This window comes from Ruminococcus sp. AF17-22AC, assembly GCF_003460065.1.
Taxonomy (GTDB): Bacteria; Bacillota; Clostridia; order Lachnospirales; family Lachnospiraceae; genus Blautia_A.
This window is the reverse complement of sequence record NZ_QRXT01000015.1, coordinates 23,766-41,946: the sequence shown is the minus strand read 5'-3', so window position 1 is coordinate 41,946 and position 18,181 is coordinate 23,766. Positions and strand designations below refer to the sequence as shown.

The following is an 18,181-nucleotide window of genomic DNA, read 5'->3' as shown; positions in this document are numbered from 1 at the left end:
TCCTACCACCATTTAATCTTTTCTGTAATATACTCTCTGTACTCAATAAATTTCGGATCTGCAACGTTTCTCGGATGTGGTAAATCGATTTTAATTTCTTCTTTGATGTTTGCCGGTTTGTTGCTCAGAATGATAACTCTTTCAGCAAGGTAAACAGCTTCTTCTATATTATGTGTGATGAAAACAACAGTGCTTCCAAGTTCTTTCCACAGACGGATAACCTCGTCCTCCAGATAGAATCTCATCTTGACATCCATCTGGCCATACGGCTCATCCATCAGAAGCAGATCAGGCTGCATTGCAAAAGATCTTCCGATTACAACTCGCTGTGCCACACTTACAGATAAATCACCAGGATATTTTTTGCGTGAATCCTGTAGACCCATCAGTTTGATGATCTGTTCTACACGTTTGTTAATCTCATCTTTTGGTAATTTCTTGATTTTCAGACCATATGCAATATTTTCTTCAACGGTAAGCCACGGCAGTGCGCTCGGCTCCTGAAAGATAAAGGAAATATTATGTTTTCTCGGATCTGCCGGTTCTCCATCGATGAACAGATCACCTTCACTCGGCTGATGAATACGTGTCAGGCAATTTAAGAAGGTTGTTTTTCCACATCCGGTCGGTCCTACTACACATACAAATTCATTTTTCTTTATATCAAAGTTCATATGATCCAGGACCAGTAAGTCTCCGAAACGTTTTGTCAGGTCTTTGACCTCAACTTTTACGGGTCTGTTATCATTAAGTTCTGCCATAAGTTTTTCCTCCTGCTTAAACTGAAAGATCCGTATTTTCGGAAATCTTTGTTCTCAAATTCATAAATTCATCACTTACCATATCTCGAGGTCTCGGGAGATCAATGGTATATTCTGCTTTTACGCTTGCCGGACATTTACTTAACAGAACAATACGTGTTCCAAGATAAATTGCCTCTTCAATATTGTTTGTTACATAGATAACAGTTCTCTTTTCCTGCTCCCAGATACGAAGTACTTCATTCTGCATGGAATAACGTGTCTGTGCATCCAGTGCTCCAAAAGGCTCGTCCATAATCAACAGTTTCGGGTTGTTTGCATATGCTCTTGCGATACCAACACGCTGTTTCATACCGCCTGACAGTGCATTCGGATAAGAATTTTCAAAGCCCTGCAGACCTACCAGATCGATGTATTTCTGACAGATCTCTCTTCTCTTTTTCTTATCCATTCCACTGAATTTCAGTCCGAGTTCTACGTTTTCCATAACAGTCTTAAACGGCATCAGAGCTGTTTTCTGAAAAACCATACCCATCTCAGGATCTACACCGTTGATTTCTTTTCCATCGTATATTACAGAACCGGATGTTTTTTCTACAAGACCGGCAATGATATTTAAAAGTACGGTCTTTCCACATCTTCCAGGTCCCAGAATTACAAGGAACTCTCCGTCCTTGACATCAAAGCTTACATCTTCAATTGCTGTAAAATAATCTTTTTTATTGAAAAATGTCTTTGAAATATTAGACACTTTCAATTTTGTCTCTAATTGTTCCATGGGCAAACCACCTTTTCCATTTTGTTAAGAACTACAGATAAAATAAATCCGATAATCGCAATCGTGATTACGGCTACCAGTACAAGTGCCATATCACCACCCTGCCATCCTTTTGTAACCATTGATCCAAGTCCGGCAGTTGCACCAAGCATTTCTGCTGCCAGCACGGTTGTCCATCCTGAACTTACAGATGTTCTGATTCCTGCAAAAATAGACGGTAATGCAGTCGGTACTACGATTTCCATAAGGATCTGTCTGTTGCTTCCGCCAAACATCTTTCCAACCTGAATATTGATCTCGTCTACCATTCTGATACCTGTTGATGTATTGATAACAAGTGGAACAAAGGTTCCGATAAATACGATGATAATCTTTGCTGTTTCACCGATTCCGAACCACATGATGATCAGCGGGATCCATGCAATCGGAGGAATAGGTCTGATTACTTCAAATATACTTCCAAAAAGTGCTCTTGCAGTTCTGCTCCATCCAATAAGGATTCCAAAGAAAATACCAAATGTCCATGCAAACAGCAGTGCAAGTAATACTCGTTTCAGGGATGCCCATGCATGTCCCAGAAGATTGATTCTGCCGATTGGTTTTGTAAAGGTTCTTCCAAGTCTTTCAATAACTGCTGCCGGTCCGGGCATCAGTTCCGGATGAACTGATGAGAATGATACCCATGCAACGATTACGCAAAAGATTGCCAGTACCGGTAAACTCCAGTATAAAATGTCATGTATTCTTTTCTCTTTTTTTCTCTGATCCATTTACTCAGCACTCCTCTCAATTCTTGCTCTGCCATCTCAGTGCATGTTGCTCAACATAGGATAATATTCCGGAGAGAACCGCGCCGATTGCTCCGATCGTAACCATACCTGCAATAACGATGTCCGGTCTTGCGATGGTTCTTCCGATCTGGATCATGTAACCTAAACCGGCACTTGCTGCAAGCATTTCTGCTGCTACCAGTGTAGACCAGGAGTTTCCGAGAGCTACACGGATTCCTGCAAATACCATCGGTAATGCACTCGGAATACCTACTTTCCAGAAGATCTCAACATTTGATGCTCCAAACGTTCTTGAAACATTGATCAAAGTTTTGTTTGTCAGTTTAATTCCTGTATATGAGTTGATGACACAAGGTACAAACGCGGTGAAGAAAATAATCATTGCTTTCGCTTTTAATCCGATTCCCATCCATACAACTACAAGCGGGATCCATGCGATCGGAGGTACCGGTCTTACAAGCTCGAAGATCGGTCTGATGAAACGGTCTGCGTATTCCCACCATCCCATGAAGAGTCCGAGAGGGATTCCAATTACCATTGCGGTAAGGAAACCGGTGAGAGCTACCTGTAAGCTGGCAAGGATGTTGATTCCTAATGTATTTCCATCCGGTGCCTGATTGTAAATTTTATATCCCAGTGTCTGAAGAATCGTTGTTGGTTTTGGAAGTCGCGTTTCATTTACCAGTCCGAACTCAACCGCCAGCTGCCATATAAGTAAGAAGATAAAAATACCCAGAATACTCAGCAGTGCATATTTAACATTCTCTCTTTTTATTTTCTGGATGTGTTTTTTTTGCTCTTCCAGTAGTTTTGCTTTATTCTCAGCCATATACTTACTACTCCTTTTTAGTTTAAAATTGCCACAAAACAGTATACTGTCTTGTGGCAATCCCTGTAATTATTCTGCTAATTCAGCGCAAACATCTTCCATTAAAGTTGTGTCCATATGATTCAGCATCTTTTCGTCATCGCCAGCATTGTATTTTCCAGTTTCAATAAAGAAGTCTAAGATACCTAATAATTTTTCTTCCATTACAGAATAATCACCAGCTTCAGAAGTTGTTGTCATGCTCTTTAATACTTCATCAGCTGCGTAGTATGGATCCTGTTCCATGTATAAGGAAGCTGTTTCAGGCTCCAGTGTGATACCGCACTCTGCGTTAAAATCACTGCAAAGCTGAGCTGCATCCTCTGGATTCTCTTTCATCCAGTCGATTGTTTCCCAGTAAACTTTCAGGAATCTTGTCATTGCTTCATATGTTTCTTCATCTTCATAAGAAGCTGTGTTTGCAATAATGCTGCACTCAAGTCCTGTATCTGCCCAGTTTCCACAGGAAACTTCTGTGTAATCTTTCTTATCTTCTGCGAAGCTGATTGCGCCTGTGATAACTGATACATCACCCTGTCCTGCCTGGAATGCACTGTTTGCTGTAGGTGCATCCATGGTGATTACCTGTACATCATCTGTAGTAAGTCCGAAACCGCCTAATGTTTTGATCAGCAGGTACTCTAATACTGTACCGGAGTTACATAATACTGTTTTGCCTTTCCAGGAATCTGCATCGCCAATGATCTGATCATTTACTGTATTGTGTCCTGCGCCTGCTTTTACAATATCGGAATCATTTCTTGCCCATACGGTCTGTGTTCCGTTATCTGTATTTGTTGCTCCGACTAATTTTGCATCATAGGAAATCAGTCCGGAAAGTACACCGCCAACTCCTGTAAATCCAAGATCCCATGAGTCAGATGCAAGTGCCTCCATCTGAACCGGACCATTATCAAATAATACATAGTCAACATCAAGTTTTGCATCATCGAAGAAGCCCTGTTCCATAGCTACATATATAGGTGTAAAGTTTACGGAACCATTTACACCAGATACTGTAATGGAAAGTTCTTTCTGATCATCTGCCTTGTCAGCTGCGTATACGCTGCTTCCCATTGAAAGTGTCATTGCTGCTACCAGTAACATTGCTAATCCTTTTTTCTTCATTCTACCTTCTCCTTTTCTCATGTGAATTAATTATACACCCGTGTGTACAGCTTCTTTTAAAAAAAGAGCTCCGTTCTTGTACACCCGTGTGTATACCCCTCTTAAAAAAGAGAGCCGTCTCTCTTTTTCGTTTTGTACACCCGTGTGTATCAGCTCTATCTGTATAATATTCCATCGAAAGCCATTTGTCAATATGACGAATGAATATCGTTATTTTGCATATATTTTTTTCTTTTTTCCTTTTTTATCGCGGTATTTTTTGTTTATTTTGTATATATTATATAATTCTTACAAAGTTCGTCATCTCTTACTTGTAGATTTCTTACAACAATCTGACCATTTTTCATTTTTACGCAATATCATGCAAACGTTTGTTCAAATTTCCATCCTCTTTCTATACCTTTTGTGTTACGCTTATTTTTAGATATTCGGAGGTTCTACTCCACAATACTTATGGATCATCATGCATTTATCAGGGAGGTTTTTATTATGCAGATTAAATTACAATCCGACAATTATCAGGTACTCTTAAACACACTTGGTGCAGAACTGAATTCCTACACCGATCCATCCGGTAAAGAATATGTCTGGAATTCTGACCCGACTTACTGGCTTCGTTCTTCACCGCTTCTTTTTCCGACAGTTGGAAATCTTCGTAATGGAGAAACAGTTATAAAAAATCATATTTATCCGATGCCAAAACACGGCTTTTGCAAAGAATCTGAATTTGAGGTAATCGAACAGACAGAAGATTCTGTTACATTTTTGCTGAAGACAACTGAAAACACACTGAAATTCTATCCATACAATTTCGAGCTGTATCTTTCCTATCATCTGAACGGAAAAAATCTGTGCATGGATTATCGTGTCGTAAACAAAGATTCTGACCCTATGTATTATCATATTGGCGCACATCCGGGCTTCATGCTTCCGGTTGAGGACGAAGAAACAATTGAAAACTGTATTCTGAAGTTTGAGAAAGAAGAAGATTTTATCTCTTATGAGTATGATCTGAAAAATCTCGAATACAATGAAGATCACAAAGTAACGCAAAAAGCCGAAGGAACTACACTCCCTCTTACCATTCCGATGTTTGACCAGGATGCTATTTTCTTTGAACACACCAATTCGCATCGTGTTTCATTTTTAAACAAATCTACCGGAAAAGGTGTATCCATGTATTATCCGGATTTTGAATCAATTGCATTCTGGACACCAATCGGAGGCAAAGCTCCGTTCCTTTGTCTGGAACCATGGAACGGTTCTGCAATCTTCCGACAGGATGACGACATATTTGCACATAAACGCAGCATTCTCTCCCTTGAACCAGGAAAGGAAAAAACTTATCATCTGGAAATATCTCTTGTAGAATAATTTTACAGATGCATCAATAAAAGTCCTCAACATACACATATTCAGAAAACTTCGGATGCAGTACAGTTTTTCTGCTGTCCGAAGTTTTTTACTTTTTAATATTCTGAATGTAAACTTATCTTTTATTATTTTTAATTTTCAAATTCCACATAATCTCTATAGCTCCGTTGATTATCTGAAATTTTTCAAAATAGGCTTCTTCTTTTGGAATCCACAATGCCTGAAATTCTTTTGCTTTTTCCTGCCCATTTCGCCTTATTATATTGGCAATCTGATCCTCTGGTGAAATATTCATAAAAATTCGAAGCTGATACGGATTCTCAAAATATGGATGCATGCTGTAAGATCCCTCTATGATATTCAGCTTTTTATATGGAACCCAATATGCTTCCAGCAATTTCCACTGCTGACAGCTGAACGGCTGATACAGAACCGGACGTTTTTGCACAACAGGTACAAGAACCGTCTTTCTGAATCGCTCATAATCTACATTTCCTCCGATTTCGGCCAGTCGTTCCGGCGTCCGCTGCTCTTCCCTGAGAAAAAAGTCATCCATCCGAAACAAATTACAGTCAAATTTCTGTTTCAGATATTCACCAAGTGTTGTTTTTCCACTACCGCATCTGCCGTCAACAGCGACAAGTAACGGCATATCTTCCCCCATATAATCCTCCTGCAGTTGCCGTATTGCCTGAACTGCAGGTTCAAAACGTCGCCTGCATTGTTTTTTTAACTCCATACTTCCACCCTGGTCACACAATATACGCGACTCACAATAGACGGAATGAAAATCAGTTGAATCAAAATGCCCGGAAGTGCATTTATAAAACCACCCATCAAGAACAGCTTCCAGGTGAATCCTGCCCCCATAGAAGCATATACAACTGCTGAAACAATTCCCCAGACAATGCGTCCGCAAAGCATAGCCGTTATCAACGATATATACAGCGATCTGATATCTTTTTCCATTTTGGCAGACAAAATTCCTGTTATCATTCCATACGTTGCAAGTTCGAATGCCATGCACACCGCATTCGGAAAAAGTGCCGGCATGCCAAACAGAACTCCCCGGAAAAGCGGAGTGATAAATCCAATCAACAGGCCATATGGCCATCCGCAGATATATCCGCATAACAGTACCGGAATATGCATTGGGCAAAGCATTTTTCCTATTGCTGGTATCTGCATTGTAATAAAGGGAAGAATCAGTCCGATTGCAAGAAACATTGCTGCCAGAATACTTTTTCTTAAAGCCATTTTTTCTCTCATTTCCAATTTCTCCTTCTGCCTTTTATTTATCACTACAATATCATATATTTTTCTGTTTGTATTTCTTTTTTGTGCAAACGTTTGCGTACAATTTTACTCAAATTTTGCGTAATTTATGTTATACTGTCCATAAACAAAACAAAAGCAATATTATACAGAAAGAGGCATGTATCTTATGACTTTAAAGGAAATTGCAAAAGAAGCCGGTGTATCAATCTCAACCGTTTCAAGAATCATCAATGGAAACTCTCCAAATGCGGCAAGCAAAGAAATGCAGGATAAAATCTGGTGTATTGCACGGGCAGGTGGATATGTCCCCAACACTTCCGCACAGGCTCTGCGTCAAAAGACTGAAACTTCTTCACATCATCAGTCCATAGCCTGCATTTATGCCCGCTCTCAGGATGCCCAGAATGATGCATTCTTCTCGACTCTTACGCGAAGTATTGAACAGGAAGCCTTAAAAGAAGGATATATCGTCAAATACTCTTTTTCCGCCTATGATATTCATACCCCGGCAACCTACAACCAGATTATGAATAATGAAGTCGACGGAGCTGCAATTCTTGGCCGCTGCGACAAAGAGACGCTAAAATTTATGAAGAATCACTTTCGAAAGATCATTTACACCGGGCTGAATCCTCTTGATGCAGATTATGATCAGGTTATCTGCGACGGCAATGCAGTGGCTTCAGACGCAGTAAAACATCTGATTTCTCTCGGGCATAAAAAAATCGGCTACATCGGAGAAACCAAAAACGAAATCCGCTATATCGCCTATCGCAACACTTTGAAAGATCACCGGATTGCTTTTGACAAAAATCTTATTGCCAATGTTCCGGTTTCTTCCGAAGGCGGCTATCAGGGCGCACAGCGGATTTTAAAACGAGCTTCGGATATTACTGCTTTTTTCTGTATGAATGATATTACTGCAATCGGTGCAATACGTGCTATCAAAGAATCCGGGCACCGCATTCCGTCCGATATTGCCGTAATCAGCATGGATGACATTGACATCGCTCAGTACGTCTCGCCAATGCTTACGACCATGCATATCCCCATTGAGGAAATGGGAAAAATGACAGCTAAAACACTGATTGACCGGATCAATAACGGTCATACGCTGCCTTTAAAAGTTTCTTTGCCATATTACATGGCAAAAAGAGAAAGCTGTCTCTGACCTGCTTTACCCAACCGCTTTCTTCTGTTCAGCCCAGTTCAGATAACTAAAGAATCCTATGTTCAGGACGATTCCCACAGTCGTTGCCACCGGAGCAGCCAGACCGATCTTTGTCAGGCTTGCGTTCGGCTGGATACTCATAAAGTATGCCAGCGGCAGACGTACCAGAAGTGTCTGGATCAGGCCCTGCGTCATAACCCAGACAGTCTTATTATTTCCATTGAAATAACCAACCATACTGAACAGGATCGCTGTCACAAGTGTCTCCGGTGCAAAACCTTTCAGATATGCAAATCCATTCTGGATAACCGCTGCATCTGTAGAAAAAGCACTGCACAATACATCACCTTTAAACAGAACCAGTACAAATACCACACAGCCGACAGCCAGACCCACACCGATTCCTGTAAACATAGACTGTTTCGCACGTTTTTTCTTGCCTGCACCTATATTCTGGGAAACGAAAGATGCCATTGACTGCATCAGTGAACTCGGTACGAGCATTGCAAAGTTAACAATTTTACATGCAACTCCGTAACCGGACGAAGCTTCCAGTCCAAGTCGGTTGACAAATGCACAGAGTGCCAGGAAAGAAATCTGTGTCAGAAATTCCTGCAGTGCAAGCGGAAGACCGATCTTCAGGAATTTCCGGCACTGTGGGTTCAGGCGAAACTCCTTCTTTGTGATCGCAAACGGAAGATCTTTTTTCAGCAAAAGCATTACTGCAAATACTACGCTGAGCGCCTGTGCGGTAACTGTTGCGATTGCAGCTCCTGCTGCATCCATGTGAAGACCGGCTACCAGTACCAGGTCGCCGATAATATTTACGATACATGCCACCAGTACAAAAAGAAGCGGTGATTTACTGTCTCCCAGTCCACGGAAGATTGCAGACAACAGGTTGTACGCTACAATAAATAAAATACCTGCACCGCAGATTCTTACATAACTTGCAGTCAGATCTACAGCCTCCGCCGGTGCCTGCATCAGAACGGAAATAGGACGGGCAAATCCAACCATCGCAATAAACAGCACGACAGACATCATGGTAAATACCACTGTTCCACCACCAATGACAGCCCCGATCCTTTCCGGTCTTTTTTCACCGAGATAGCGAGCGATCAAAACGGTGATACCCATTGCGAACTGAATTACTACAAATGTCACCAGATTCAGTACCTGGCTTCCGGTGGAAACCGCAGAAAGTCCGGATGTGGAACCAAATCTTCCTACAACCAGCAAGTCGACTGCGCCGTATGCCGCCTGCAGAATCAACGCCCCGAGAACCGGCATCATAAAGGCGACCAATTTCTTCAGTATATTTCCCTGTGTAAAATCAGCTTTATCATTTGTCATGATGACTCCTCCTCTTGCACATGATCTGATAAAATTTTTCAATCGTGCGGATCATACAGTCTGCATCTTCTTCTGAAATATCACTCAGTTCCCCGGACAGCTCGCCGAAATAATGCTCATCATACTTATGAAACAGCTTCCATCCTTCTTCTGTGATAGATATGTAAGTGACACGTCCATCATCCGGGGATGCAATCTTGCTGAGATAACCTTTTTTCTCCATCTCCTTGACTGTTCGGGTGACTCCCGGCCTTGGGAGATTCATTACATCGCTGATATCAGACACTTTTACACGAATGTCTTTTTTTTCCAGTTTCTGGATTGCATCCAGATATTGAATATAAGACGGCATCACCCCTTCCGGCAGAGGCGGCAGCATCTCCCGGATCCGCTTCGCCTGATAACATGCATCAAGCATTTCTTTGATTTTTTTGGTTGTCATAATATATGCCTCTATATAATTATCATCGTTAATTACCTTTGATAATTATATAGAAAACTGAGGATTTGTCAAGAAGTATTGCATCCTCGCGGAGCGTTTTTATGTAATAGGAACATTACGAAGTAATTTCCTATTACATAAAAAATATCGTTTTACCATCATTTAGACAGTAAAACGATATTTTCTTACTTACATCTTTTGATTTGACTTGCTTCCATTTTTAACTTTATTGATATGTTACGGTATTCTATATGTTACTTCTGTCCCTGAAGCTCTAACAGCTTCCTGAGTCGCTGAAGTTCCTCCTCAAGCGCATCCGCTCGCTGCTTCTCTTCATCCGCTCGCTGCTTCTCTTCTTCTGCCCGCTGCTTCTCTTCTTCTGCCCGCTGTTTTTCTTCTTCTGCCCGCTGCCTTGTTAAGGCAACCTTCCTTTTTAGAGCCCCAATATCTATTTCGTCCATATTCTCAAACAGATATCCCATACCATGACCTCCAATCTCGCCTATAATATTGCTGGCCTCCTCATTCGGTACTTTTAATTTCATTAGTAATGACCATAATATTTTCTTATATATCTCTTTTATCTCATCCGGTGCATTTCCATAAGTGGAATCTACCATTTCCTCCGAGACCTTTCTAAACTCCGAAAGATCTTCCTCCGTCTGTATCTTATTAATCAGCATCACCAATGACATTTCATCATGTTTTTCGCTGAGTTCTTCATTTGTATATTGTCTCACACTCACTACCTGATATGTAAAATCCGGAATATATTTTTCCATTTCTTCTGAAAATTCAATGCGGTCTTTCAGGTTCAAATCTGCAGTCCATTTCCGTTTTCCCTCATAATATACAATTGGAATAATCAGAGGATAACGAAAATTTTTACGTCGGCTGCTTCCTTCCTGGATTTTATTCTGAGTCGCTTTATATTCCTGCCAGATTACACACATGTACCGAAGCAACTGCATCGCCACATCATAATCAATATCACTCTTGTGCTCAATCAATGACAATACATAAACTTCTCTTTCTATTGTGCCATCTGCTTTGCGGATATATACCTTTTTGATCGTATCCGACTCAAATTCCACCCCCAGAAATGCCTGATATTTTTCCGATACATCCTCAATATCCTCCGGCATCACATTCGCCAGCAGCGGAATATCTGTATAATTTCTCAGAAACTGACTTGTCAGCCTGTTATTCTTAAATATCTCCCGGCTGTTTGCATTTCTCACATGCATTTCCGGCTGGTAGCTCGCGTTCTTTTCTCTTTTGTCCTGTGATGCTTTTTCCATTTTGCCTCCTCGCTGGAAACAAATCACAGATCAAAAGATATTTGCTCTTTTATTGTAGCATGGAGATTTTAAAGGAACAACTTAAATAAAAAAAATTTTCCGCATACCAGGCGTCCCGCCGTGGCGGTTACCTGCACTGCACACTCCGAACAGAACAGGATCATAATCAGCAGGGAAGCTTCACTTGTCGCAATAGCGAAGCGTTCTGTTAATATTTATTTCAGTTTCTTCTTCAGTTCCTGAATCAGTTCAAAGTAATCTCTGTGTCTCATCTCAGGGAATGCTTTGATGAGTCGTCCCTGTCCAAATACAGTGTGGTTTGTGATAGAACTGGACAGTTCATCAAACTGTGCCTGAAGTTCTGTTTTTTTCATTCGAAGCATTTCGATTGACTTATCTTTCTGCGCTATTGTAGCATCACGGAGCTCTGCTTTTGCAAGTGTAACCTGCACTTTACCCTCACCGACTTTCTGAGCAGTGTCGATCGTGGTCGTCGCCAGTGTGTTGCTGAGTTTGTCACTTACAATTCTCATATCGGAGCTGACTTTATCCAGTCTGGTAAGCTTCTTGTTCAGTCCGCGGATCGTTGCTACAGTCACTACAAAATCCGCAAAATATGCCGCATACAAAATTGCTATCACAACCCATTCCCAGGTTGCCGGTATATGTGATGCCTGATTCTCCACATACTTCTGGAAAACTTTTACGACCATCACGATTGCAAGTCCCCAGATCAGCGAAAACTCCAGACAGATATACCCGTGAAAATTCAGCGGCTTATCTGAATAATCCCACCATCTTGCATGAAAGCATACGTCAAGCAGCCATCCGGCGATCAGCTCTACCAAAGTAGCCAGGACAAATCCAAAGACAAAGATCATTCCTTCACTCATCACATGTCCGCCGCTCTGAATCGTATTGAGCAAAGCAAAAACGGACAATACTCCGAAACCATACACCGGGCAGACCGGACCATTCAGAAAACCTCGGTTTATCACCTTTCCAAGTGCAACCGCATGAAAGATAACTTCAACAACCCATCCTCCAAAAGAATAAAACAAAAAATACAAACATATCTGAAAATATGTCATTCCACAAATCATTATCTATACCCTCCTCCATCTTTCCTTTTTGATATAAGTAAATTTATTATACCAGACACGCCAATATATACCTATACAAATCTTATGAAATATTTCGTCAGAACAAAGCGGACAAGTCTGCTTCAGCAAACATGTTCCTATTACATAAAAATACCGCCAGTTAGCTCCGGGCCATCTGACGGCATTAATATTATCTCTTTACCCCACACTGAATCGCCTGTGTCGGGCAGGCTTTCTTACATCTTCCACAACGGATGCACTCTGCACTGTTCGGGTTTTCCACAGGGTTGACTTCCATCTGACATGCTTTTGCACATTTTCCACAGTGAATGCACTTCTCCTCGTCTACACGATAACGAAAAACAGATACTTTATTGAATATAGAATAAAATGCTCCCAGTGGACAGATATATTTACAAAACGGCCGGTAAATAAGAATTGCCAAAATGATCATAATCACCAGAATCACATTTTTCCATATGTAAAGCCATCCGACTGCACTGCGCATGGACTTATTCAACAATACAAGCGGAAGACCACCTTCCAGTGTTCCTGCCGGGCAAATCAGTTTGCAGAAATACGGTGCGCCCTGTCCCATGATATCTACCACAAACATCGGCAATAAAATTACAAATATAAGAAAAATTACATATTTCAGCTTGCGAAGCAGTTTGTCTCCGCGAAATGTCCTGATTTTTTTCGGAAACGGAATCTTGTTGAGCAGATCCTGGATCAGTCCGAACGGACACAGGAATCCGCAGACCAGCCTGCCCAGCAATGCTCCGACAAAAATCAGAAATCCGACCACATAATATGCCATTTTGAAGTTCCAGCTTCCGATCACCGCCTGAAGAGAACCGATCGGACAGGCGCCTGTCGCACCGGGACAGGAGTAGCAATTCAGTCCCGGAACACAGACATTTTTCAGCTTTCCGGTATAAATCTTGCCGGTCACAAAACCAGACAGATGACTGTTAGTCAGCAGGGCCCACAATGCCTGGATTCCATGTCGCGGCCATTCGTTTATTTTCATTTTTTTATTATCCAATTCCAATACACTCCATGCAGATATTAATTGCTTTTGTAAAAACTACGGACATCTCGCCTCTGTAGATTCCAAAGATCATCAGAAGGATTCCAAGAATTGCCAAAACAACTCCTGCCCATTTTGTTTCTGTTATTTTTTTTATCATAGTTATCTTTTATCTTTCTGCCGGAAACCGGCATTGCTGGTTATCACAACTATACTCTTTTATTTTGAAACATTCGCAAGCTCTTTTTCTACGATTTTCTTCCACTCATCCAGGCTATGGCTTCCGGAATATGTTTCTCCTACAATATTTCCATCTTTGTCAACAAAGAAGGTTTCCGGGAAAGCAGAGATGCCATTCAGACGTCCATTCATCATTGTTGAATCCGGAATCAGGAAAGGATAAGAAGCTTTTGTCTTTTCCTGAAGAACACCAGCTTTTTTCACGGTAGCATCATCCTGTTTTCCGTCATCTCCTACTGTATCAAGAACCACACCAACAACTCCTACTCCCTTGTCTTTCATCTCCTCATAGAGTTTTTCCAGTTCCGGAATCTCATTGACGCATGGAGAACACCAGGTAGTAAAAATATTGACCAGAGTCAGGTCATAATCGCTAAATACTTTTTCTGTATAGTCTTTTCCGTCAACACCCTTTGTCTCAAATTTACCCACAGTTGTAGAATCACCTGCATTGCTGGTATCCTGTGGCTGATCAAATGCGGAAAGCTGCTGGAATGGTGTCATCTCTGTGAGTGTCACATCAATTTCTTCCACTTCTTTTTTCAGGGATTCATCTGCATCTTTATTAGTGCTCAGATAATATTTATACTTTCCATCACTGCTGCTTCCGATTTCTTTGTGTTCTGTACAGCCTGTGATCTCATCCAGTTCTTTCTCAGAATCTTCGTCATAGATTCCAATCACTCCAATTTTTGCAAGACTATTGCACCAGTCATCATACGCTGTTCCAAGCTTGTCAACCTCTGCCTCTTTCTGCTCCTCGGTCATTTCGCTCCAGCTTATATATGCATATTTAATTGCATCTGCAGTGTCATTCCATCCTTCATTTGAGATCATCGCAATAGTCTGCGCTTTTATCTGTTTAAGCAGTTCCTCTGGAAGTTTCATGTTAAGTCCAAGGAATGGATACTCATAAGAATCCTGTGCCTGCACAGTTGTCTCAGATGGTTTGAAAGTACCCTGTATAAAATCAGACGGGATTGCATCCCCCTCTGCAGCAACTGCATCATCATCAACTACCATTCCGTCCTGGTCTGCCGGAACCGCCATTGCTTCTGTACTTTCTGCTGCCATTACGGATACTCCTCCAAAGGTGGATGCTCCTAATACTGCAGCTGCCATAAGTGCTGTTATTTTTTTCATTCTGAATTTCATGATATATATCTCCCTTCAATTGATTTCGTTTGCATTTTACAGCGTGAGCTGTGCTCACTGCGATTACTATAGACAAAACTATACCATACTGTACATAAAATTGGTGTTAAGAAAACACGAAAATGAATTTTTTTAATCAAAATGCCGATTTCATTGAAATATGTGATTTTTTTACAGGAATTTTATGTCCAACATGATATGATAGTATCAGACAGAATTATCGAAATACCTGATACAAAACAATTCTCAGGTACTACCACTTAAAAAGGAGAACTTACATGCATATATTAATTATAGAAGATGAAGAACAGCTCTGCTGCTCCATTGCAGAGGGTCTTCGCATGAATGGATACGAAACAGATACCTGTTTTGATGGAAACGAAGGACTGGAATTATGTATGACAGAAAGTTACGATCTGATTCTTCTGGACCTGAATCTTCCGGGAACAGACGGTCTTGACATTCTGCAGCAATTCCGTACATCTGACAGCACCACACCGGTTCTGATTCTTTCCGCGCGTGGACAGATTCAGGACAAAGTAGAGGGACTGGATCTTGGCGCCAATGATTACCTCACCAAACCTTTTCACTTTGAAGAACTGGAAGCCAGAATCCGCAGTCTCACCCGTAGAAAATTTATTCAGGAAGACATCTGTCTGAAATGTGGCCGCATCATTTTTGATACACGCACACGGAAAGCCAGTGTAGATGATGCGACTCTTTCCCTTACCCGAAAAGAAAGTGCACTTCTGGAATATTTCCTGCTCCATCAGGGTCGTATCATCAGCCCCGAGGAAATGATCGAACATCTCTGGGACGGAAGTGTTAACAGTTTCAGTAATTCAATCCGCGTCCACATTTCTTCTCTGCGCAAAAAACTTCGTGCTGCACTGGGCTTTGATCCGATTCAGAATAAAATCGGACAGGGATATATTCTGATGGAGGAAATATCATGAAAAATTTTTCCAGAAAACTCTCCCTGCAATGGCGTCTGACACTGATCACCGCTCTGCTTGTAACAATCACCTGCATACTGATGTACTTTTTTATCAGTCAGTCCGCAGTTACCGGTATGGACCACCTGCAAAATTATATCGTACAAATTAATAAAACCGATTCTTCACCAATTACTTTTAACATAGATCCAACTATCTTGTTTCCTGATCTCTCAGAACAGGTAACAACGACCAAACAGCTTTTTCAGATCCGAAGCCTTATCACTACAGTACTCATCATTCTGCTGAGCAGTGCCTGCACATATTTTGTCAGTCGCCGGGCATTAAAACCATTGCACAATCTCAGCACAAAAGTTGAAAAAATCCAGGCACAAAACCTCTCCGAACCACTTGAAGTACCGGACAGCAACGATGAGATCTCGAATCTGACACTTTCCTTTAATGAAATGCTTTCCCGTCTGAATGATGCCTTTACCGCACAAAAACAATTTTCTGCCAGTGCCGCGCATGAGCTTCGCACACCCCTTGCGGTCATGCAGACAAATCTGGAAGTTTTTTCCCGCAAGAAAGAGCCCTCCGCTGATGAATATCAGAAGCTTTTTTCCATGATTCAGGAACAGACCGGACGACTCTCCCATCTGGCAGAAATACTTCTCGATATGATCGGGATACAGACGATTGAACGTTCTGAAACAATCTCGCTGGCAGAGCTTACAGATGAAGTTCTCTGCGACCTGACTTCAATTGCTGAGCAAAAACAAATTAAGCTGATTCAGGAGGATGGAGACTGTACCATCACCGGAAGTTATCTTCTTCTCTACCGTGCTGTGTATAATCTTGTGGAAAATGCGATTAAATACAACCATCCCGGTGGAAAAGTAACGGTAAACATCCGGCAGAAAAAATCTCTCCTGAACACTGCTGTTCCTCCTGTTCCGACAGACTGCGCCCTCGTTGAAGTATCTGACACCGGGATCGGAATTTCTCCGGAATATCAGGAAAAAATTTTCACCCCGTTTTTCCGTGTAGACAAATCCCGAAGCCGCGCTATGGGCGGCGCCGGACTGGGGCTCGCGCTCGTAAATGAAATTGCCAGACAGCATGGTGGCGAAGTAAAAGTCCTGAAAAGCAATAAAAACGGCAGCACGATTGCCCTCATACTGCCACTGTAAAGCAACAGGCACAAACCACTGTTTTATGTGATCTGTGCCTGTATTGATTTTCAATCTAAAATTTCTTTCATCGGTGTGCCGATCGTTCCTTCCGGCATCGCAACTCCGAAATTTGATGCAATCGTCGCGCCGATATCAGCAAAGGAATCAGACTCCGGCAGATTTCCGCTTATTTTCAGTTTCGGCGAATACAGAAGAAGCGGTACATATTCTCTTGTGTGGTCGGTTCCTGTATAAGTCGGGTCATTTCCATGATCCGCAGTGATCATCAAAAGATCATCATCCCTGAGAACTTTCAGAAACTCACCTAATTTCACATCAAAACGCTCAAGCTCTGCCGCATATCCTTCCGGGTTTCTGCGGTGTCCCCAAAGCGCATCAAAATCAACAAGATTTGTAAAACAGAGTCCTGTAAAATCAGTCTTTGCATAATCAATCGTCTGATTCATTCCGTTGACAGAGCTTACGGAATGGACGGAATCTGTAATTCCTTCCCCATCAAAAATATCATGAATCTTACCGACTGCCAGCACATCGTAACCGTTTTCTTTCAACGCATCCATTGCTGTTTTATTCGTCGGTTTTAACGCATAATCATGGCGGTTGCTGGTTCGCTTGAAGTTCTCCGGTGAATCACCGACATACGGCCTTGCAATTACGCGACCTACTCGCCATTCCTCTTTGAGCGTCAGCTTTCTCGCAATCTCACAGCAACGATACAGATTTGCCAGATCAAATGTCTTTTCATTTCCGCAGATCTGCAATACAGAATCTGCAGAAGTATAAACGATCATCGCATTTTCCTGCATCTCCTGCATACCAAGTTCTTTAATGATCTCTGTTCCACTTGCGCTTTTATTTCCGATAACCTTTTTGCCACACTGCTTCTCAAGCTCGTCGATCAGTTCCTGCGGAAAACCGGTTTCCGTAAATGTCTTAAACGGTTTTGTCGTATGGATACCCATCATTTCCCAGTGTCCGGTCATCGTATCCTTGCCATTGCTCTGCTCTTTCATTCGCTTGTAGCAGCCCAGCGGTTTCTCAACAGGATGAATACCTTCCATTGCTTTCAGGTTTGCCAGACCCAGACTCCGTAGATGAGGCATCTTATCCTCATGCAGATATTTGCCCAGATGACCGAGCGTATCTGCGCCTTCATCTCCAAACTTCGCTGCGTCCGGCATATATCCCATGCCGACCGAATCCAGCACAATTACAAATATTCTCTGATATTTCACTTTATCGTTTACCTTTGTCATATGGAACTCACCTGC

The 18,181-nt window shown here is 41.8% G+C and carries 19 protein-coding genes; 4 read left to right on the top strand and 15 right to left on the bottom strand.

Going from position 1 to position 18,181, the window contains the following annotated elements; genetic code table 11:
* Window positions 1-2: 2 nt before the first annotated feature.
* From DWW86_RS15585 to DWW86_RS15565, 5 genes are all read right to left on the bottom strand, one after another.
* Window positions 3-761, bottom strand: a complete 759-nt coding sequence (locus tag DWW86_RS15585; protein ID WP_117943948.1) for an ABC transporter ATP-binding protein — start codon at window positions 759-761, stop codon at window positions 3-5.
* A gap of 16 nt (window positions 762-777) precedes the next feature.
* Complete coding sequence (locus tag DWW86_RS15580; RefSeq protein WP_117943946.1) at window positions 778-1,539, bottom strand: ABC transporter ATP-binding protein; 762 nt, start codon at window positions 1,537-1,539, stop codon at window positions 778-780.
* Window positions 1,527-2,309 carry an ABC transporter permease gene (locus DWW86_RS15575; protein ID WP_117943944.1) on the bottom strand — a complete coding sequence of 261 codons (783 nt, stop codon included), beginning with the start codon at window positions 2,307-2,309 and terminating at the stop codon, window positions 1,527-1,529. The genes DWW86_RS15580 and DWW86_RS15575 overlap by 13 nt, the downstream gene beginning before the upstream one ends.
* A 16-nt stretch (window positions 2,310-2,325) precedes the next feature.
* Complete coding sequence (locus tag DWW86_RS15570) at window positions 2,326-3,159, bottom strand: ABC transporter permease (protein ID WP_117943942.1); 834 nt, start codon at window positions 3,157-3,159, stop codon at window positions 2,326-2,328.
* A gap of 69 nt (window positions 3,160-3,228) precedes the next feature.
* On the bottom strand, window positions 3,229-4,326 hold the full coding sequence (locus DWW86_RS15565) for an ABC transporter substrate-binding protein (protein ID WP_117943940.1): 1,098 nt from the start codon (window positions 4,324-4,326) through the stop codon (window positions 3,229-3,231).
* A 489-nt stretch (window positions 4,327-4,815) separates the two neighbouring features.
* Here DWW86_RS15565 and DWW86_RS15560 point away from each other — a divergent pair, with 489 nt between their 5' ends.
* Window positions 4,816-5,700 carry an aldose 1-epimerase family protein gene (locus DWW86_RS15560; RefSeq protein WP_181985378.1) on the top strand — a complete coding sequence of 295 codons (885 nt, stop codon included), beginning with the start codon at window positions 4,816-4,818 and terminating at the stop codon, window positions 5,698-5,700.
* Window positions 5,701-5,815: 115 nt separating this feature from the next.
* On the opposite strand, the gene DWW86_RS15555 is transcribed toward DWW86_RS15560, so the two are convergent.
* Together DWW86_RS15555 and DWW86_RS15550 are read right to left on the bottom strand one after the other, a co-directional pair.
* Window positions 5,816-6,364 carry a nucleoside/nucleotide kinase family protein gene (locus DWW86_RS15555; RefSeq protein WP_286187743.1) on the bottom strand — a complete coding sequence of 183 codons (549 nt, stop codon included), beginning with the start codon at window positions 6,362-6,364 and terminating at the stop codon, window positions 5,816-5,818.
* A gap of 65 nt (window positions 6,365-6,429) precedes the next feature.
* The gene (locus DWW86_RS15550) at window positions 6,430-6,969 is read right to left on the bottom strand and encodes an ECF transporter S component (RefSeq protein ID WP_181985377.1); all 540 of its coding nucleotides are present in this window, start codon (window positions 6,967-6,969) and stop codon (window positions 6,430-6,432) included.
* A gap of 175 nt (window positions 6,970-7,144) precedes the next feature.
* Between DWW86_RS15550 and DWW86_RS15545 the strand changes: the two genes are divergently transcribed.
* The gene (locus DWW86_RS15545) at window positions 7,145-8,149 is read left to right on the top strand and encodes a LacI family DNA-binding transcriptional regulator (RefSeq protein WP_117943933.1); all 1,005 of its coding nucleotides are present in this window, start codon (window positions 7,145-7,147) and stop codon (window positions 8,147-8,149) included.
* Window positions 8,150-8,155: 6 nt separating this feature from the next.
* Here the strand turns inward: DWW86_RS15545 and DWW86_RS15540 are convergent, their stop codons facing one another.
* From DWW86_RS15540 to DWW86_RS15510, 7 genes are all read right to left on the bottom strand, one after another.
* On the bottom strand, window positions 8,156-9,505 hold the full coding sequence (locus DWW86_RS15540) for an MATE family efflux transporter (RefSeq protein ID WP_117943931.1): 1,350 nt from the start codon (window positions 9,503-9,505) through the stop codon (window positions 8,156-8,158).
* Window positions 9,495-9,947 (bottom strand): MarR family winged helix-turn-helix transcriptional regulator, encoded by a 453-nt coding sequence (locus DWW86_RS15535; RefSeq protein ID WP_117943929.1) that lies wholly within the window; start codon window positions 9,945-9,947, stop codon window positions 9,495-9,497. The genes DWW86_RS15540 and DWW86_RS15535 overlap by 11 nt, the downstream gene beginning before the upstream one ends.
* A 254-nt stretch (window positions 9,948-10,201) precedes the next feature.
* On the bottom strand, window positions 10,202-11,248 hold the full coding sequence (locus tag DWW86_RS15530) for an Rpn family recombination-promoting nuclease/putative transposase (RefSeq protein ID WP_117943927.1): 1,047 nt from the start codon (window positions 11,246-11,248) through the stop codon (window positions 10,202-10,204).
* 215 nt (window positions 11,249-11,463) lie between these two features.
* Entirely contained in the window at window positions 11,464-12,351 is an 888-nt protein-coding gene (locus tag DWW86_RS15525; protein WP_117943925.1) for a putative ABC transporter permease, read from the bottom strand.
* Between the two features lie 190 nt (window positions 12,352-12,541).
* On the bottom strand, window positions 12,542-13,384 hold the full coding sequence (locus DWW86_RS15520; protein ID WP_072523402.1) for a 4Fe-4S binding protein: 843 nt from the start codon (window positions 13,382-13,384) through the stop codon (window positions 12,542-12,544).
* Between the two features lie 7 nt (window positions 13,385-13,391).
* Window positions 13,392-13,544, bottom strand: a complete 153-nt coding sequence (locus DWW86_RS15515; RefSeq protein WP_015541666.1) for a CD1871A family CXXC motif-containing protein — start codon at window positions 13,542-13,544, stop codon at window positions 13,392-13,394.
* Window positions 13,545-13,603: 59 nt separating this feature from the next.
* Window positions 13,604-14,779 (bottom strand): TlpA family protein disulfide reductase, encoded by a 1,176-nt coding sequence (locus DWW86_RS15510; RefSeq protein ID WP_117943923.1) that lies wholly within the window; start codon window positions 14,777-14,779, stop codon window positions 13,604-13,606.
* 278 nt (window positions 14,780-15,057) lie between these two features.
* On the opposite strand from DWW86_RS15510, the gene DWW86_RS15505 reads away from it, so the two are divergent.
* Together DWW86_RS15505 and DWW86_RS15500 are read left to right on the top strand one after the other, a co-directional pair.
* Window positions 15,058-15,735: a response regulator transcription factor gene (locus DWW86_RS15505; protein ID WP_015541664.1), complete on the top strand. Its 678-nt coding sequence runs from the start codon at window positions 15,058-15,060 to the stop codon at window positions 15,733-15,735.
* Window positions 15,732-16,907, top strand: a complete 1,176-nt coding sequence (locus tag DWW86_RS15500; RefSeq protein ID WP_117943920.1) for a sensor histidine kinase — start codon at window positions 15,732-15,734, stop codon at window positions 16,905-16,907. The genes DWW86_RS15505 and DWW86_RS15500 overlap by 4 nt, the downstream gene beginning before the upstream one ends.
* Before the next feature lie 50 nt (window positions 16,908-16,957).
* Here DWW86_RS15500 and DWW86_RS15495 read toward each other — a convergent pair whose 3' ends face one another.
* Window positions 16,958-18,166 carry a phosphopentomutase gene (locus tag DWW86_RS15495; RefSeq protein ID WP_117943918.1) on the bottom strand — a complete coding sequence of 403 codons (1,209 nt, stop codon included), beginning with the start codon at window positions 18,164-18,166 and terminating at the stop codon, window positions 16,958-16,960.
* Window positions 18,167-18,181 lie beyond the last annotated feature (15 nt).

What these genes read in the sequence shown, in the direction of transcription:
- DWW86_RS15585 (WP_117943948.1), bottom strand. Translation starts at nt 761, where the DNA reads ATGGCAGAACTTAATGATAACAGACCCGTAAAAGTTGAGGTCAAAGAC.
- DWW86_RS15510 (WP_117943923.1), bottom strand. Translation starts at nt 14,779, where the DNA reads ATGAAATTCAGAATGAAAAAAATAACAGCACTTATGGCAGCTGCAGTA.
- DWW86_RS15560 (WP_181985378.1), top strand. Translation starts at nt 4,816, where the DNA reads ATGCAGATTAAATTACAATCCGACAATTATCAGGTACTCTTAAACACA.
- DWW86_RS15570 (WP_117943942.1), bottom strand. Translation starts at nt 3,159, where the DNA reads ATGGCTGAGAATAAAGCAAAACTACTGGAAGAGCAAAAAAAACACATC.
- DWW86_RS15530 (WP_117943927.1), bottom strand. Translation starts at nt 11,248, where the DNA reads ATGGAAAAAGCATCACAGGACAAAAGAGAAAAGAACGCGAGCTACCAG.
- DWW86_RS15505 (WP_015541664.1), top strand. Translation starts at nt 15,058, where the DNA reads ATGCATATATTAATTATAGAAGATGAAGAACAGCTCTGCTGCTCCATT.
- DWW86_RS15555 (WP_286187743.1), bottom strand. Translation starts at nt 6,364, where the DNA reads ATGGGGGAAGATATGCCGTTACTTGTCGCTGTTGACGGCAGATGCGGT.
- DWW86_RS15575 (WP_117943944.1), bottom strand. Translation starts at nt 2,309, where the DNA reads ATGGATCAGAGAAAAAAAGAGAAAAGAATACATGACATTTTATACTGG.
- DWW86_RS15520 (WP_072523402.1), bottom strand. Translation starts at nt 13,384, where the DNA reads ATGAAAATAAACGAATGGCCGCGACATGGAATCCAGGCATTGTGGGCC.
- DWW86_RS15545 (WP_117943933.1), top strand. Translation starts at nt 7,145, where the DNA reads ATGACTTTAAAGGAAATTGCAAAAGAAGCCGGTGTATCAATCTCAACC.
- DWW86_RS15535 (WP_117943929.1), bottom strand. Translation starts at nt 9,947, where the DNA reads ATGACAACCAAAAAAATCAAAGAAATGCTTGATGCATGTTATCAGGCG.
- DWW86_RS15550 (WP_181985377.1), bottom strand. Translation starts at nt 6,969, where the DNA reads ATGAGAGAAAAAATGGCTTTAAGAAAAAGTATTCTGGCAGCAATGTTT.
- DWW86_RS15515 (WP_015541666.1), bottom strand. Translation starts at nt 13,544, where the DNA reads ATGATAAAAAAAATAACAGAAACAAAATGGGCAGGAGTTGTTTTGGCA.
- DWW86_RS15580 (WP_117943946.1), bottom strand. Translation starts at nt 1,539, where the DNA reads ATGGAACAATTAGAGACAAAATTGAAAGTGTCTAATATTTCAAAGACA.
- DWW86_RS15540 (WP_117943931.1), bottom strand. Translation starts at nt 9,505, where the DNA reads ATGACAAATGATAAAGCTGATTTTACACAGGGAAATATACTGAAGAAA.
- DWW86_RS15495 (WP_117943918.1), bottom strand. Translation starts at nt 18,166, where the DNA reads ATGACAAAGGTAAACGATAAAGTGAAATATCAGAGAATATTTGTAATT.
- DWW86_RS15565 (WP_117943940.1), bottom strand. Translation starts at nt 4,326, where the DNA reads ATGAAGAAAAAAGGATTAGCAATGTTACTGGTAGCAGCAATGACACTT.
- DWW86_RS15500 (WP_117943920.1), top strand. Translation starts at nt 15,732, where the DNA reads ATGAAAAATTTTTCCAGAAAACTCTCCCTGCAATGGCGTCTGACACTG.
- DWW86_RS15525 (WP_117943925.1), bottom strand. Translation starts at nt 12,351, where the DNA reads ATGATTTGTGGAATGACATATTTTCAGATATGTTTGTATTTTTTGTTT.